At 64.9% G+C, this 16,875-nt stretch carries 14 protein-coding genes; 10 read left to right on the forward strand and 4 right to left on the reverse strand.

The features are described from left to right. Positions 1 to 2 precede the first annotated feature (2 nt). A complete protein-coding gene (locus WDC87_RS00255; RefSeq protein ID WP_014646130.1) occupies positions 3 to 1,139 on the forward strand; it encodes a DUF1501 domain-containing protein in 1,137 nt (378 codons plus the stop codon). A gap of 75 nt (positions 1,140 to 1,214) precedes the next feature. Here the strand turns inward: WDC87_RS00255 and WDC87_RS00260 are convergent, their stop codons facing one another. From WDC87_RS00260 to WDC87_RS00275, 4 genes are read right to left on the reverse strand one after another with little or no spacing between them, the layout of a single operon-like run. Continuing rightward, on the reverse strand, positions 1,215 to 2,639 hold the full coding sequence (locus tag WDC87_RS00260; protein ID WP_034010241.1) for an efflux transporter outer membrane subunit: 1,425 nt from the start codon (positions 2,637 to 2,639) through the stop codon (positions 1,215 to 1,217). Beyond that, positions 2,636 to 5,704, reverse strand: coding sequence for an efflux RND transporter permease subunit (locus tag WDC87_RS00265; RefSeq protein WP_252745385.1), 3,069 nt, complete (start codon positions 5,702 to 5,704; stop codon positions 2,636 to 2,638). Before WDC87_RS00265 ends, WDC87_RS00260 begins: the two co-directional genes overlap by 4 nt. 3 nt (positions 5,705 to 5,707) lie before the next feature. Then, on the reverse strand, positions 5,708 to 8,749 hold the full coding sequence (locus WDC87_RS00270) for an efflux RND transporter permease subunit (protein ID WP_014646133.1): 3,042 nt from the start codon (positions 8,747 to 8,749) through the stop codon (positions 5,708 to 5,710). Positions 8,750 to 8,758: 9 nt separating this feature from the next. Further along, entirely contained in the window at positions 8,759 to 9,769 is a 1,011-nt protein-coding gene (locus WDC87_RS00275) for an efflux RND transporter periplasmic adaptor subunit (RefSeq protein ID WP_014646134.1), read from the reverse strand. Between the two features lie 438 nt (positions 9,770 to 10,207). Between WDC87_RS00275 and WDC87_RS00280 the strand changes: the two genes are divergently transcribed. From WDC87_RS00280 to WDC87_RS00320, 9 genes are all read left to right on the forward strand, one after another. Beyond that, a complete protein-coding gene (locus WDC87_RS00280) occupies positions 10,208 to 10,927 on the forward strand; it encodes a response regulator (protein WP_014646135.1) in 720 nt (239 codons plus the stop codon). Beyond that, a complete protein-coding gene (locus tag WDC87_RS00285; RefSeq protein ID WP_252745386.1) occupies positions 10,924 to 12,231 on the forward strand; it encodes an ATP-binding protein in 1,308 nt (435 codons plus the stop codon). Before WDC87_RS00280 ends, WDC87_RS00285 begins: the two co-directional genes overlap by 4 nt. Positions 12,232 to 12,380: 149 nt before the next feature. Beyond that, the gene (locus tag WDC87_RS00290) at positions 12,381 to 12,668 is read left to right on the forward strand and encodes an EF-hand domain-containing protein (RefSeq protein WP_034010244.1); all 288 of its coding nucleotides are present in this window, start codon (positions 12,381 to 12,383) and stop codon (positions 12,666 to 12,668) included. Between the two features lie 101 nt (positions 12,669 to 12,769). Beyond that, entirely contained in the window at positions 12,770 to 13,576 is an 807-nt protein-coding gene (locus WDC87_RS00295; RefSeq protein WP_019184024.1) for a MipA/OmpV family protein, read from the forward strand. A gap of 180 nt (positions 13,577 to 13,756) precedes the next feature. Then, a complete protein-coding gene (locus WDC87_RS00300) occupies positions 13,757 to 14,452 on the forward strand; it encodes a hypothetical protein (RefSeq protein WP_099589019.1) in 696 nt (231 codons plus the stop codon). A 165-nt stretch (positions 14,453 to 14,617) separates the two neighbouring features. Further along, positions 14,618 to 15,121, forward strand: coding sequence for a Slp family lipoprotein (locus tag WDC87_RS00305; RefSeq protein WP_019184026.1), 504 nt, complete (start codon positions 14,618 to 14,620; stop codon positions 15,119 to 15,121). Positions 15,122 to 15,188: 67 nt separating this feature from the next. Continuing rightward, positions 15,189 to 15,524 carry a putative quinol monooxygenase gene (locus WDC87_RS00310; protein ID WP_034010246.1) on the forward strand — a complete coding sequence of 112 codons (336 nt, stop codon included), beginning with the start codon at positions 15,189 to 15,191 and terminating at the stop codon, positions 15,522 to 15,524. A gap of 9 nt (positions 15,525 to 15,533) precedes the next feature. Then, a complete protein-coding gene (locus tag WDC87_RS00315) occupies positions 15,534 to 16,478 on the forward strand; it encodes a LysR family transcriptional regulator (RefSeq protein WP_014646139.1) in 945 nt (314 codons plus the stop codon). Continuing rightward, entirely contained in the window at positions 16,475 to 16,741 is a 267-nt protein-coding gene (locus tag WDC87_RS00320; RefSeq protein WP_014646140.1) for an EexN family lipoprotein, read from the forward strand. The genes WDC87_RS00315 and WDC87_RS00320 overlap by 4 nt, the downstream gene beginning before the upstream one ends. The last annotated feature ends 134 nt before the right edge of the window (positions 16,742 to 16,875 follow it).

The raw sequence follows: 16,875 nt of genomic DNA on the forward strand, positions 1-16,875 counted from the left end.
CCATGACGCTGACCCGACGCATGTTCCTGGGCGCTGCCGGCGCGGTGACCACGTTGACCCTGTGGCCGTGGCAGGGCCAGGCCCGGACAGCGGGCGATACCCGGCTGCTGGTCGTGCTTTTGCGCGGAGGACTGGATGGACTGCATACGCTGATTCCCCGCGACGATCCCCAATACCGCAGCCTGCGCGGCAGCCTGGTTCCCGACGATGCACCGGCGCTGGATGGCAGCTTCGCGCTGCATCCGTCGCTGTCCTTCGCGCACGATCTTTATCGGCGCAAGCAGCTGCTGCCGGTGGTGGCGGTGGCCCCTCCGTATCAGGAGCGTTCGCATTTCGACGCCCAGAACTGCCTGGAGAATGGCACCGGTCGCCCCAGTGGCGCCGGGACCGGCTGGCTCAACCGCTGTGCCGGCGCAATGGCCGATGGCGAGGCATTGGCCATCGGCAGCGTGATGCCGCTGATCATGCGTGGCCCGGGGGACGCCGCGACCTGGTCGCCGCCCCTGCCGGAGGACGTCAATCCGATCCTGTTGCAGCGGCTCGAGCCCCTCTATTCGCATGACGCGGCGCTATCCGCCAGTTTTTCCCGGGCAATGGCCACCCAGGGAACAGTCGCCGGCGTGGGCGGCCGCGCAGCGCGCATGGTGGCCGCCACCACGGCGGCGGGGCGCTTCATGGCCAAGGCCGACGGACCGCGAATCGGGTTCGTGGAGGATTCCGGCTGGGACACCCACGCCAACGAAGCCGCGATCCTGAAGAACAAGCTGTCCGAGCTCGACGTGGGACTGCGGGCCTTCCACGAGGCCGCGCAGCCGATCTGGGACCGCACGGTGGTGGTCGTGGTGAGCGAGTTTGGCCGGACCGCCAAAGTCAACGGCACCGGGGGGACCGACCATGGAACGGGAGGGCTGGCCTTGCTGGCCGGCGGGGCGGTTCGCGGGGGGCATATTGCCGGGCAGTGGCCTGGACTGGCTCCGGGCGATCTCAACGAAGGTCGGGACGTGCGCGTGACGACGGACATGAGGGCCTTGTTCAAGGGCGTGCTTGCCGGGCACCTGCGGCTGGACATGAGAACACTGGACACGGCGGTGTTCCCGGATAGCGGCAAGGTGCGCCCGATGGATGGGTTGCTGGTTTAGCACTCGAACCGTCGAGTCCAGGTCGCCGAAGATGCCGATCGGCGGGCGTTGCTGGAAAATCCCTCGACTACTTTGCTACTCCTGCCAGCCGCCACCAACCGCCTTGAAAAGCGCCACCGCATCCTGGGCCAATGCGCCTTGCGCGCTCAGCGCGGTCTGTTGCGCATCGAGCATGCTCAACGTCTCCACCAGCACGTCGCGCTCGCTCGCCGTGCCCAGCATCTGCTCGCGTTGCTTGCGCTGCCAGACTTCCTGGCGGTCGAAGGTCGCACGCGCCGCGTATGCGGCCTGGCGTTGCTGATAACCATAGTCCGACAGCGCATCCTCGGTTTCCTGTAGTGCGCCCAGCACGCTCTGACGGTACTGGGCAACGGTAGCCTCGTAGCCGGCGCGCGCCTGCGCCGTTTGCGATCGACGCGCACCACCGTCGAACACCGTGCCCAGCAGTTGCGCGCCGAGCGACCAGGTTCGCAGCGGCGCATCGAGCAGATCGTCGACGCTGCCGCCGACATAGCCACCGTTGGCCGACAACCCCAGGCTCGGGAAATACGCGGCCTGCGCGGCTCCCACCTGCGCATTGGCAGCCTTGACCCGTGCCTCGGCCGCCATCACGTCGGGGCGGCGCCGCAGCAGTTCGGCCGGCATCACCGCCGGGGGCGCCGGTGCCTCGAACCCGTATTCGGGCCTGGGAGCCAGCACGAACGATGACGGTGCCTGCCCGGTGAGCGCGGCCAGCGCATGCAGGCACCGGGCGCGCGTGGCCGAGGCCGCTTCCAGTCCCATGATGCTGCTGTCCAGTGCGTTGCGCGTCTCCACCACGTCGTTGGGCGAGGCGGTGCCAAGCTCATTCGCCCGTTCGGTCATCTCCAGCAGTCGGCCGTTGGCATCGACCTGATTCTCCAGTAGCGCCATCTGCACTTCGGTCTGGCGCAACGACAGATAGGTGCTGGCCACGGTCGCGGCGATGCTCAGCCGTTGCGCATGCAGATCCTGCGCCGAGGCCTCGGCCTGCGCACTTTGGGCTTCGGCGCGCCTGCGCACGGCTCCCCACAGGTCCAGCTCCCAGCTCACGGTACCCTGTGCAGTAGCTTGCTGGCGCACCTGTCCCTCGCCCAGCCCCTGCGCAGCCGCCGTGTTCTCGCTGCGGCTTTGCGAAACGCCCATGCTGACCTGCGGCCTCCCGGCCGCACGGACCTCGCCGATTGCCGCCTGAGCCTGGCGCCACGCGGCGTCCGCTGCCGCAATGGACAGGTTGGCCTGTTGCGCGCGCTCTTGCAGCTCATTGAGGTCGGGATCGTGCCAGGCCTGCCACCAGGCCTCGCCGTACCATTCAGTCGGTTCCGGGTCGGCACGCGTCCACACCATGCCGCCCTCCTCGAACCGTTCGGGGACGGGCAGGTCGGGCCGGACATAGTCGTGGCCCACGGTGCAGGCCGCCAGCGCCAGAGGCAGTAGCGCGCTGGCGAGCAGGCGCCTGCGAGATCGGGAAATGCGTGTCATGGTGGGGTCCTGCGGTGGAGGGTGCCGAATCGATCCATGAGCACATAGATCGCCGGTGTCGAATAGAGCGTCAGCACCTGGCTGAGCATCAGCCCGCCGATGATCGCCACGCCCAGTGGTTGCCGGAACTCGGAGCCGTAGCCGGAACCGATGACCAGGGGGACTGCTCCCAGGATTGCCGCAAGCGTGGTCATCATGATGGGGCGGAGCCGCACCAGACTGGCACGCAGGATCGCCTCCTGCGGAGACAGTCCCTCGGCGCGCTCGACCTGCAATGCGAAATCGATCATCAAGATCGCGTTCTTCTTGACGATGCCGATCAGCAGGATCACGCCGATCAGCGCGATGATGCTGAACTCGAAGCCCCCCGCCGCCAGCGCGATCAGCGCACCGATGCCGGCAGAGGGCAAGGTGGAGAGGATGGTCAGCGGATGACGCAGGCTCTCGTAGAGCATGCCCAGCACGATGTATACGGCCAGCAGCGCGGTGACAATCAGCAACGGCATCGTCTTGACCGTGTCGGCGAAGGCCTTGGCATTGCCTGCAGGCGCCGCGGCGATGCCTGGGTCCAGGTGCAGCGCATCGACCGCCTGCCGTATCGCGCGTTGCGCCGGTCCCAGCGAAGCGCCGGGACTGAGGTTGTAGGACAGCGTGACGGCGGGGAATTGGCCTTGGTGGGACTGTGACAGGCTGGTCTTCTGCACGCTCCAGCGCGCTATTGCCGACAGTGGCACCAGCTCGCTGCCGTGACCAGGCGTGACGTAGATCTGGTCCAGCGTCGCGGGGTTGCCAGCCTGCGACGGGTCCAGCCCCATGACCACGTTGTACTGGTTCATTTCCCGGTAGATCGTGGAAACTAGGCGCTGGCCGAAGCTATCGTAGAGCGCCTGATCGATGGCCTGCGCCGATACGCCGAGCCGCGCGGCAGCGGGCCGGTCGATCTCGATCTGCGCCTCGACGCTGCCGTCCATCAGGTCGGAGCTGACGTCGGTGATCAACGAAACCTTGCGCATGGCCTGTTCGACCCGCGCAGCGGCCACATCCAGGGCCGCGCGGTTGTCGGCCGACAAGGTGAACTGATATTGCCCGGCCGACTGCCGCCCGCCGACGCCGATGTCCTGCACGGCCTGCAGCGTCACTTGCACGCCGGCCTCATTGGCGAAGGTCTTGCGCAACTGGTCGATGACCACATCCGCGCTGTCCTGGCGCGGATCGTGCAGCGGCTTGAGCGTGACGTAGAGCGCGCCGGCGTTGGAGGCGCTGCTGCCGGTAGCCCCGAGGACGCCGATCACCTGGTCGACGGACGGATTGCCGCGCAACATGCGTACCACTTCGCTGAAGCGATCGCGCATCTGCCCGAAGGAGATGTTCTGCGGCCCATAGACCTGGCCCAGCAGCAAGCCCGTGTCCTGCTGCGGGAAGAAGCCCTTGGGCATGACCGCGAACACGACCAGTCCCAGGCCGACGACCGCAGCGGTAGCCCAGGCCATCAGCCGCGGGCGCTGCAGCGTCCAGCGCAGTGTGCGTCCATAGAAGCCATCGGGGGAAGCGCCCTGCCCATCGGGGTGCCGCGCGTCGTCCGCCGGACGCAACAGCATGCGGCTCATCATCGGGGTGACGGTGAGCGAGATGACCATCGATACCAGCACCGCGGCCGCAAGCGTGACCGAGAACTCGCGGAAGAGGCGTCCGACCAGGCCAGACATCAGCAGCAGCGGAATGAACACCGCCACCAGCGAGACGCTGATTGAGAACACGGTGAAACCAACCTCGCGCGCGCCGTCCAGCGCCGCCTGCACGCGGCTCTTGCCCATCTGCTGGTGGCGCATGATGTTCTCCACCACCACGATGGCGTCGTCCACAACGAATCCGGCCGCGACGATCAGCGCCATCAGCGAGAGGATGTTCATGCTGTAGCCCAGCGCCCACATCACTGCGAAGGTACCCAGCAGCGACAGCGGCACCGCGACCGCCGGCACCAGGGTGGCGCGCCAGTCGCGGAAGAAGACCGCTGTCACCGCGATCACCAGCAGGATCGACACCACCAGCGTCAGCTCCACCTCGTGCAGCGAGGCGCGGATGGTCTGGGTCCGGTCCAGCATCACGTCCAGCTTCATGGTGGCGGGCACGGCGGCCTGCAATTCCGGCAGCTGCGCGCGGACCCGGTCCACGGTCTCGACCACGTTGGCGCCGGGGCGCTTGCTGATGATCAGTGCCACGCCCGGCCGCCCGTTCATCAAGCCGAAGCTGCGGACGTTCTGCGTCGAATCGGTGACCGAGCCCAGGTCGGACAGCCGGACCACCGCGCCGGCGTTGTCGCGCACCACCAGGTCCCGGTAGGCGGCCGCCTGCAGCAGATCGTCGTTGGCGGCCAGCGCGTATTCGGCGTCGCCGACCTGCACCGATCCCTTGGCGCGACGCGCATTGGCACCGTTCAGCAACTGCCGGATCTGGTCCAGACCGATCCCGTACTGGCTCAGCCGCTGCCCGTCCAGCTCCACACGCACGGCCGGCAGCGCGCCGCCACCGACCTGCACATCGCCCACGCCTTCGGTCTGAAGCAGCTTCTGCTGCAGCAACGTGGATGCTGCGTCGTACAGCGCGGCACTGTCATCGGTCTGCGAGGTCAGCGCCAGCGCCATGATTGGCGCTTCGGCGGGGTTGACCTTGCGATAGGTCGGCACGCCGTCCATGTCGCTGGGCAGGCGGCTCATCGCGGCGTTGATGGCGGCCTGCACGTCGCGTGCGGCGCCGTCCACGTCGCGGGCCAGGTCGAACTGGATCACGATGCGCACCGAGCCGCTATAGCTGACCGACGTCATGTCGGTGATCCCGGCGATGGCGCTGAACTGGCGCTCCAGTGGCGTGGCCAACGAACTGGCGACGGTATCCGGATCGGCACCGGGAAGGTTGGCGGTAACGGCGATGGTGGGGAATTCCACCTGCGGCAGCGAAGCCACCGGCAGCATGCGAAAGGCCAGCAGGCCCAGCAGCATGATGCCGACGGCGATCAGAGTGGTGGCCACCGGCCGACGCACGAACGGACCGGACAGATCGATCGCCATGGCTTAGATCCGCTTGGCCAGGGCCTGCTCGGCCGGACGCAGCAACAGGTAGATCACCGGCGTGGAGAACAGTGTCAGCAACTGGCTCACGATCAGCCCACCGATGATGGCCAGGCCCAGCGGGTGGCGCAGCTCCGCGCCCATGCCGCTGCCGAACGCCAGCGGAACGGCGCCCAGCAATGCGGCCAGCGTGGTCATCAGGATCGGCCGGAAGCGCTGCTCGCAGGCGCGCTTGATCGCCTCGGTACCGTCCAGGCTGTGGTCACGCTCCAGCTCCAGCGCGAAATCGATCATCATGATCGCGTTCTTCATGACCATGCCGACCAGCAGCACCACGCCGATGGTTCCGATCACGTCGAACTGGCTGCCGCTCAACATCAGCGCCGCCAGCGCACCCAACACTGCCGAGGGCAAGGTGGACAGGATCGTCAACGGGTGGATGAAGCTCTCATAGAGCATGCCCAGCACCAGATACACCACCAGCACCGCCGCCAGCATCAGAATGGCTTGGCCGGACATGGCGCCGCCCAGGCTGCCGGCCGCGCCTTCCAGATGCAGCGTGACCGCAGCCGGCAGGCCGATGTCCTTGGCAATGGAGTCCAGCCGCTTCACCGCGTCGCCGAGGGTGACGCCATCGGCCAGATCGAAACCGATATCGGCGTAAGGGAACTGCCCCTGACGCTCGAATGATACCGGCGCGTCCCCCGCGTCGATCGTGGCCAGCGCGGCCAGCAAGACAGGGGTGCCATTGGTGCCGGGTACGTGGATGCGCTGCAGCACGTCCCGTATGTCCTGCAGGCCGCCCTTGGCGGCCAGTACGACGTGGTACTGGCTCAGGTCGGTATAGATGGTCGAGACCTGATTCTGACCAAACGCTGCGTACAGTGTGTCATCGATACTGCGCATGTTCACGCCCAGGCGCGAAGCCGCGACCCGATCCACGTCCAAACGTGCCTGCAGGCCCCGGCGGGCTGCCTGGCTGTCCACCGCAGAGAACGCTGGATCGGCTCGCATGGCGGCCATCAGCTTCGACGTCCACTCGGCCAGCAGGCCACGATCGGTGGACTCTAGGCCTGCCGCATAGGGCATGGACGAGGACTGGGTATCGAGTGTCAGGTCTTGGACCGGGCGCAGGTGCAGCACCATACCGGCGCGCTGCGCCTTGTCGGCGAGGCGTTTGATGACTGTGGCGCTGGTGTCCTTTCCCGCCTTCAGGCGCACGAGCATTGGCACGGTCCCGAGCGCGGTGTTGGTCTGGCTCACGCCGGCGCTGATGGAGATGTTCTCCACGGCCGAATCGGCAGCCACCAGCCGCGCTGCGGCCTGCTCGCGCTCTTGGATGCGCGAGAACGCACTGTGCGCATCGACTTGCAGCGCGCCCTGCAGCATGCTGGTGTCCTGCACCGGGAACAGGCCCTTCGGCAGCGCCCACAACAGCGCCAGGGTCAGCACCGTCGCGCCGGCCACGGCAAGCATGACCGCCGCACGGCGCTGCATCAGGCGATCCAGCAATCGTGCATAGCCACGCTCCAGGCGCACGAAGAACCCTGCCTCGTCGTGCTCGGCCTCCGGCTTGAGCACGCGCGCGCACAGCATCGGTACCAGCGTCAGGGTCACGCCTGCCGACACCACGATGGCCACCGAGAGGGTCACTGCAAACTCGCGGAACAGGCGGCCAACCACGTCGCCCATGAACAACAGCGGGATCATTACCGCGATCAAGGCTGCCGACAGCGATACGATGGTGAAGCCGACCTGTCCGGCACCTTCCAAAGCGGCCTGCATGCGCGACTTGCCCATCGCCATGTGCCGGCTGATGTTTTCGATCATCACGATGGCATCGTCGACCAGGAAGCCAGTGGCCACGGTCAACGCCATCAGGGTCAGATTGTTGAGGCTGAACCCCAGCCCATAGATGATCGCCACCGTGCCAAGCAGGGACAATGGGACGGTGATGCCCGGGATGATCGTCGCTGGCCAGTTGCGCAGGAATACCCAGATCACCGCTACCACCAGCACGATCGCAATCAGCAGTTCGACCTGCACGTCGTGAACCGATGCGCGGATCGTCTCGGTTCGGTCGCTCAGTATCTGCAGACGGACCGAGCTGGGCAGGGCGGCCGACAGGCTCGGCAGCGCGGCGCGAATGCCGTCGACGGTCCTGATCACGTTGGCACCGGGTTGGCGCTGGATGCTGATCAGGATCGCCGGCGTGTCGTTCGCGTAGGCCGCCTGTCGCGTGTCTTCCGCTCCGGTGGCGATCTGCGCCACTTCGCGCAGATACAGCGGCGCACCATCGTGCCAGGCCAGCACCAACGATGCATATTCTTCCGGTTCGACCAACTGGTCGTTGGCGCCGATCGCGTAGGCGACCGTCGGACCGTCTATGGTGCCCTTGGGAAGGTTGACGTTGGCGGCGGTCAGGGCCGCCTCGACGTCTGCCAGCGTCAGCCCGTGGCTGGCGAGCTGGCGTGTATCGACCGTAACGCGGACTGCGGGACGGTGGCCGCCGCTGACCGTTACCAGCCCGACACCGGACATCTGCGAGATCTTCTGCGAGATGCGCGTCTCGGCCAACGCCTGCACCTGCGTCAGCGGCAGCACGTCGGACGTCATGGCGAGCGTCAGCACCGCCGTGTCGGCTGGGTTGACCTTGCTGTAGACCGGGGGATAAGGCAGGTCGTCGGGCAGGCGTGCCCGCGCCGCGTTGATCGCGGCCTGCACTTCCTGCTCCACTTCCTCCAGCGAGGTGGACAGGCCGAATTGCAACGTAATGACCGAGGCACCATTGGCACTGCTCGACCGCATACGCTCCAGTCCCGCGATCTGTCCCAGCTGGCGCTCGAGCGGTGCGGTAAGGGTGTTCGCGGTTACGTCGGGTCCAGCGCCGGGATACTCGGTGTAGACCTGCAGGGTGGGATAGTCGACTTCTGGCAGTGCCGAGATCGGCAAGCTGCGATAGCCGATAAGACCGGCAAGCAGTACGCCGACCATCAGCAGTGCGGTGGCCACCGGCCGGCGGATGAAGGTGCTGGAGAGATTCATGGCGTAGGTTCAACGCCCGGCTTGCGCCGGCGCGACCACGCGCACCGCAACACCGTCCTCCAGCGCGTCGATGCCGTCGACTGCGATCTGCATGCCGGGCTTGAGCGCGTCGGCGACCACCACGCTTTGGCTGTCCAGGGTCGGCCCCATCGTTACGTTCTGCAGATGCGCCTTGTCGTCTTTGATCATGAAGACATAGGCACCCTGGTTGCCGTACCGGATCGCCGAAAGCGGCACGACCATGGCGTTTTCCAGTGTCTGCAGATGGACCCGCGCGCTGACGAATTGGTTGGGAAACAATCGGTGCGCGGCATCGTTGAACTGGGCGCGCAACATCACCGTTCCTGTTGCGGCGTCCACGCGGTTGTCGATGGCCTCCAGGCTGCCCTCGGCAAGCACGTCGCCGCCGTCCCGGCCCAACGCATCAACCCGTACAGGACCTTGTCGCCGTGCGTTGAGTACACGGGACATCTGGTCGATCGATAGCGCGAACTTCACCGTCGTCGGCGATACGCTCGTCAGCGTGGCAACGCCGTTGGCATCACCGGATTGCACAAGATTGCCAAGATCCACCGCCCGCAGGCCCACCACACCGTCGATGGGCGCGGTGATCCGGGTATAGCTCAGCTGTACGCGCAGGTTGTCCACCGAGCCCGAGTCCGCCTTGACTATGCCCTCGGCCTGCTGGACCGCAGTCTCTTGCGTGTCGAGCTGCTGGCGCGAGGCGGAGCCAATGTCGACCAGCGCCCGCGTGCGATCCAGGTCGCGGCGCGCGTTGGCGAGTTGTGCGCGATCTCGCAGCAGCGCGCCTTCCGCCGTCTGCAACTGCGCCCGCAACGCACGATCATCGATCGTAGCCAGCAGATCGCCGCGGGCGACCACTTGTCCTTCCCTGAAGTTGATCGAGGCCAACGTGCCTTGTACTTGGGCACGCACGATGACCGTGGTCGATGGCGTGACGGTACCGACCGCGTTCAGAAATACAGGCACGTCGCGTACGGCGATCGCTGTGGTCCGCACGACCCGCGATACATTCTCGTCGCCTTGGCCTGCTTGACGATGTCTAAGCTAGTAAGCTGGCTACGAGAACGATCACAACGAGCAAAAGGGTAAGCAGCGCCACAGGGCGCCAACGTCGGACTTTCACTGGAATAGGCCACACGGAAGCAAGGAAGGGAGAGAAGGAAGGGCCGAGCCCCGATCGGCATGGATCGATGCGGGGCCGTTACGAACCTTCCTCGTCGGGGCGGCATGGTACGAACGCCGCCTGCCCAATCGGCTTCAAACTGCGCACATGTTGTTACATTCGGTTACAGCCTTGGTCGACCGTCATGGACAAGTGGCTGAAACAAAAGGGCTATTTCCGAGATTCATCATGCCCTGACGGTGCGGTTGCGGTTGCAAGGCAACGCCTCTTGCGCGAAGAATTTGTCTAACCCTTCGTGAATGGCAGACTCCGTGGAAGATGCACCGCACCGAATACTGGTCGTCGACGATGACCTGGAATTGCGCGACATGCTGCGCCGCTATCTGGGCGAGCATCGCTTCGACGTACAGATTCTGGCTTCCGCCGACCGACTCGACGAACGACTACGGCGTGAACCCTTCGACGTACTGATCCTGGACCTGATGATGCCTGGCGAGGACGGCTTGTCGATTTGCCGTCGCCTGCGCGCGGAGGGAAGCACCGTTCCCATCCTGATGCTGACCGCACGCGGGGCGGCGGTGGACAGGATCCTGGGCCTTGAAATGGGCGCTGACGACTATCTGGCGAAACCTTTCGACCCGCGCGAGCTGATTGCACGGCTGCATTCGATCCTGCGCCGGCAGTCCATGGTGAACTGCGATGGCCGCTGGGCCGGTGGCAACGTCATCCACTTCGGGCCCTTCATTCTCAATCTGACTCGGATGGAGGTGACACGCCATGGTGAGGTACTGGCGCTCTCCAGTTCGGAATTTCAGCTCTTGCGCATTATGGCGACCAATGCCGGGCGCCCCTTGAGCCGCGAGCATCTGCTGGAGAAGCTGAAGGGGCGCGAGTACGACTCGCTCGATCGCAGCCTGGATGTGCAGGTCCTGCGTCTACGACGCAAGATCGAGGACGACCCGTCATCACCACGCTACATCCGCACGGTATGGGGCGTAGGCTACATGTTCGTTGCCCAGGCCTCCGAATGAAACTGCCCTGGCCCAGGTCGCTACTGGCGCGTAATTTTCTGCTGCTGATGGTTCTGGCGCTGGCGCTGGAGTTCTCGGTGTTCGCGACCTTCTACCAACTCCTGCAGAAGCCCCGCAGCGAAGGGCTGGCGACGCTTGTCGCCTCGCAGATCAACACCCAACGCGTCATCCTCGCGGCACTGCCTCCTGGCGAGCGCGACGACGTGATCCGGCGGATCAACGCCGAAGGCGCCATGAAGATCAGCCCCGCCATTGAGGGGAATGCTTCTCACGGGGAGGAGAGCGGCGGCATTTGGCTGACCGATTTTGCCCGGCGCCTGGAGAGACAACTGCCGCCAGGCAGCCGGCCGGCGATCACGCACCTGGGCGCTGCCCATGTACGGATGCAGGTGGGTGATCAGGCCTACTGGCTATCGTTACCGCTTCATGTGCAGCTGCGCGACCGGGCCATGACCGTCGCCGTGGCCACTTCGGGGCTGATCGTCGGCCTGATGTTGCTGGCTGCCTGGCTCATCCAGCGAAGAATCAATCGCCCGCTACGGCAGCTGCAACGCGCAACCCATGCCCTGGGTAGCGGCCGGGCGCCCGGTAGACTGCCCGAAGACGGACCCAGCGAACTGGCAGCGGTCACGAGGCAGTTCAATCGCATGGCCGAGAACCTGGAACGCAACGAAGGCATGCGTACGCTGATGTTGGCCGGCATCTCGCACGACATCCGAACGCCGTTGACCAAGCTGCGCCTGTTGCTGGCCATGGACCAGCTGGACGAGCACACCGCCAGCGGCTACATCCAGCAGATCGATGCAATCCTCGGCCAGTTCCTGGACTTCGGCCGAACCGAGGGTGACGAGGCACCGTCCATACTCGACGTCAACATCCTCGTACAGCAGCTTGCCGCGGAATTCGGCGAGCGTGGGGACACTTTCGCTCTGAATCTGGACCCTGCCCTTCCTACGATGTGCTTGCGGCCGCTGGCATTGCAACGTGCCATCGCCAACCTGATGGAAAATGCCGTGCGCTACGGCAAGACAGGGCTGGCCGTAGACACGCAGGTCGGCGATGGATGTGTGAGCATCCGTGTTCGTGACGCTGGCCCCGGCATTCCGCCGGACCAGGTGGAGTACCTGACGCGGCCATTCACGCGTGCCGACGATGCACGCTCGAACAACGGAGGCACGGGTCTGGGTCTGGCGATCGTGGACCGCCTGGCAGGGATTCATGGCGGGGATCTGCGCCTGGAAAGTCCGCCTGAAGGCGGCCTGCATGCGACCATCGTGCTGCCCGTTCAGGCATCGCCGAACTGAAGGTCATCTGTACGCGCCAAACCTCTGTAAGGAAATGAAACATCTGCCTTACCGAGCGCAACACCTCTCGCAGCAGCACTTCCTAGCATGGATTCATCAGGCCGGATCTACTCCGCCTGATTCCATCAACCCAATAGGAGTACTGCCAAATGCGATCCCTCATTCTGACTTCCTTGCTGGTGCTGCCTGGATTGGCCCTGGCCGCGCCGCAGTTCGGCGGCGCTGATCGTGCCAAGGCCGCCGAGCAGCTGGAAGCGCGGTTCAAGCAGGCCGACACCGATCAGGACGGCAAGCTGACCCAAGCCGAGGCCGAGAGGGGCATGCCTCGGATCGCCAAGAACTTCTCCAAGATCGACGCCGCCGGAAACGGTTACGTGACCCTGGATCAGCTCCGCGCATTCGCCCAGCAAGCGGCCGCGGCCGGCAGGGGCAACTAAGCCTCGCATAGCCAGTTTCCTCCCCGTTCACCGGCACACCCATCTCCCGGTCTCTCCCGGGCCGGTGAACGGGGCTCTCTTCCTTCGCGAGGAATCGCCCGATGCCAAAGCAGTTCACGGGTGCGGTGCTTGCGCTCGCATCTCTCTTCCTTTCAGCCAAGCCGATCAACGCGCGTGCGCAAGATGCATGGTCGTCGGACGACGATCACAAGATGCATGGTCTGATCGGCCTGGGCGCGGCGTCAATCCCGGATGCGCCGGGAAGCGATGACCAGCGAACCATTCCTCTTCCTGTCCTGAGCCTGCGCTTCTCGGGAAGTGCGTTCTACGTGGGAAACCCGTTTGGCGGATCGCCACTTCAAGCCGGCGCAGCATGGAAAACCGATGGCGGCTGGCGTTTCGGCGCAGGATTTTCCACCCAAGCCAACGAGCCTCGCGAAGCCGACAATCGCCAGCGAGAAGCGGGTGTGGAAGACATCGAGCGAGGCAGCGCCGCATTGGTGTTCGCGCAATGGAACTATGAGCAGGTATCGGCCACGCTGACCGGAGCCAAGGCGCTGGGCGACAGCGAACAAGGAATGATCGCGACGCTCCGTCTGGAGCGCGTTATTACCCTGAATCCCAGGCTGCGTATCACCTTCGGACCGTCGGCGACCTGGGCAGATGACGAAAACATGCGGACCTACTTCGGTGTCCCGCTTGGCAGTACCGAACTCGCGCAATACGAGCCTTCCGGTGGCCTTCAGGAAATCGCGATGCAGGCGGGGATCAGTTACGCGGTATCTCCCAAATGGATCCTCGGCGCGGGCCTGCGGATCGCGAGGCTGCAGTCCGAAGCGCGCGCCAGTCCGCTGGTCGAGGACGAGACCCAGCGCAGCATGTCTGCATTCCTGGCACGTCGATTCTGACGGTAGATCGGAGCAAGACCGGCCACTCCTACTTACGCCGGCGCGTGGGAAGTGTATGCGGATGTTGACGCATGGTCGGTGAGCATCCTTGGCAGAGCGTGCGATTCCCACCGCCGGCACCTTCAAGCGCGGCGTCCCCGCGCCGCCATTTCCCCTATCCCATAGCACAGGAGTCCCACCATGTATTTACTGAAAATCATTTCGAAACTGGCCGTCCTGGCCGCCGTCGCCATCCCCTTCGCGGACATCAGCAGCGCGCACGCTGCGGTTGTCGTAGTCCCGCCGCCCGCGCCGCCGGCAGCGACCGTCGTAGTACGGAAACCGGCGCCAGTCGTAGTCGCGGTGCCAGCACCGCCCGCCACAGCCGTCGTTGTGAGGAAACCCGCGCCGGTCATCGTCTCGACGCCAACACACCCCTCGGCCGTCTATGCTCGTACCCGTAACTTCAGCGCCGACGGAAACGGCAATCGCAGCGCCAGTCGCTCCGGCAGCGCCGGCACCATCTATGGCGGGAGCGCCCATTATCAGGCCAATGCCTATCGCAATGCCGATGGCAGCGCCGGGAGGAGCGCGACCGCCTCCGTCCAAGGGGCGAATGGCGGGCGTGCGAGCCGCACGGCCAACGGTTACCGGGATGGCGCAGGCAATGCCGGCTACAACTACAACGCCTCGGTCGAAGGTGCCAATGGGGGCAGTGCTAGTCGCAGCAGCAACTTCGCCAAGACCGACGATGGAAGCTATTCCGGCAGCCGCAGCACTGAGATGACTGGTCGCAATGGCAACAGCTACTCCGGTTCGACCGAAGTCAGCAACGGCACGCTCACCCACACCGGCAGCTGCACCAACGCCTCGGGTGAGGTGGTGTCCTGCCGCTGATGCTTGTCTGGGTGCCGCTGCGGGGCGGATTCTCCTCCCTCTGGCCGTCTCCGTAGCGGCGCCCACCTTACCGCCCTTGGGAAGAAATTGCGCGAGTTTCGGGTCCTATTGGCCCCATCACGGCCGTCCCTGCAATTCTCGTCCTTTGCTCCATCGGAGAGCTTCATGGAAATTCGTATCCTGCTTTCCCTTGCTGCCTGCATCGCCCTTACCGCCTGTGCCACCGCGCCCAAGCCGCTGCAAGGCACATTCACCCAAGTTAGCCCGCACGATGTGGCGGCCGGCGCGCAGGCCGTTGCGCAAGTGCGCTGGGGTGGCAGCATCGTCGAAACCAAGCCAGGACCGGACTCGACCTGCGTGCAACTGATCTCTCGACCTCTCGACAGCCATGCTCGCCCGAACCGCAGCACACCGGATGCGGCAGGCGGACGCTTCGTCGCCTGTCACGCGGACTTCTACGATCCAGTCGTGTTCGCCCCGGGACGCGAGGTCACCGTCGTGGGCACGATCGAAGGTACTACCACGACCAAGATCGGCGAGTACGACTACACATTGCCCAGAGTCAATGCCAGCGTGATTTATCTGTGGCCCGAAACGAAGGAAGCGCGCGTGGTCTATCCATATCCCTACTACGGTCCTGTCTGGGGTTACCGCGGTTGGTGGTGGTAGACGGTAAGGGAAAGCGCCAAGACATCAAAATGGCCTTTGATTCCATCAACTGTCGAAGGTGGCAAGCATGTATGCCTACGAGACGATGCCGCTGAATTCCAATGAGGATGACATGCCGGTTGTTGAATTGATCATCGCATTGAAGGCATCGAGTGATCGCATAGAGGAAATGCGTGACGTGCTGCAGGCATTACGCGAGGCCGCCATTCAAGATCCAGGATGTCTGGACTATCGCATTGCCCGAGGAAGCCTATCGGAAAACCGATTTTTCCTGCTGGAGCGTTGGGTCGATGCCGAGGCACTGTTCCGACACGAGCATACGCCGTACTTCTTGGATGGAGTGGCGCGCGTGCGAGCATGCTGTGAATCCGTGGATTTTCAGCCAATTACCTGGTTGGAATGAGCGAACGTTATGGAGCTTCGCCATCTTCGTTGCTTCCTGGCTGTCGCCGAAGAATTGCACTTCGCCCGTGCAGCTGAGCGCCTGCACATCGAGCAGTCGCCATTGTCACGCGCCATCAAGGAGCTGGAGGAAGAACTGGGCGTGGCGCTGTTCGCCCGCACCACGCGCAGCACGCGACTGACCCGTGCGGGCAAACTGTTCCTGGATCACGTGCCGCGCGTGTTCACTGCTTTGCAGCAGGCGCGCGACAGTGCGAAGGCCGCGGCCAATGGCTTCCACGGCCAGTTGCGCATCGCCCTGTCCGACGGCATTACGCCGTCGCGTCTGCCGGCCTTGCTGGCGCTGTGCAGGCAGGAAGAACCCGAAGTCGAAATCCGCCTGACCGAGGTGCCGCTGTCGCAGCAGATCAAGGGCCTGCACGACGACCTGTACGACGTGGGGTTCGCTCGCGCCGACGAAGCAGGTGACGGCATCGTAGCGATGCCTGTCTGGAACGATCCGCTGATGGTGGCCGTGCCGGCCCGGCATGACCTGCTCAGGTACAAGCGGATTCCGTTGGAAGAAGTGCTGCGCTTCCCACTGGTGCTCTGCGACCCGGTGGCGTGCGAAGGCCACGCGCGACAAGTGGATCGCCTGCTGCGCCGCGTGGACATGGAACCGCTGGTGGCCGAGCGGGTGGCGTCCTGCGACCTGATGATGGCCTTGGTATCGGCCGGGTTCGCCCTAGGGCTGACGGGCGCAGCGCACATCACGGCCAGCCGCGAACAAGGCGTGGTCGCACGGGCGCTGGCGGGATGTTCGCCCGTGCTCACCACCTATCTGCTGCGCCTGGATGCCGAACCATCGGAGACGCTGGCTCGCTTCATCGAGCGCGTGCAGGCCATCGACTCGCCCGAGGCCGCCAGGCCGACGCCAGGCGATGAACCCGATGTCCCGGAGGAATCCGAACCATGAAGAAGACCATTCCGTTCCTGCTGGCTGCTGCGGTGCTGACGGCCTGCGGCCCCACTGACACGCCAGAGAAGACGGACGCGCCCAGCGTTGAAGAACTGGCATCCGATCCCGTGCGGCTGAAAGAACTGCGCCAGCAATGCAAGACGGATCGCCCCAAGCTGGGCGACGTGCTTTGCAATCGAGTCGCCGAAGCCACGCGCAAGCGGTTCTATGGCGACGGCAATACGCCCTACACGCCGCCGGAGAGTCCGCCGAAGTTCTGACCGTGGGTGCTCCACCACGAAACCTCTGCTTTTCTGCTCGACACGCCGCAGCGCGCCTTCGCTTGCGGCGTTTTTCTTTGGCGCGATGCAGCCCCAATTCTTTCCGATTACTCGACCTTTCTCCCGATAACGGT

It is taken from the genome of Stenotrophomonas maltophilia group sp. Smal12 (assembly GCF_037079935.1).
Taxonomy (GTDB): Bacteria; Pseudomonadota; Gammaproteobacteria; order Xanthomonadales; family Xanthomonadaceae; genus Stenotrophomonas; species Stenotrophomonas sepilia.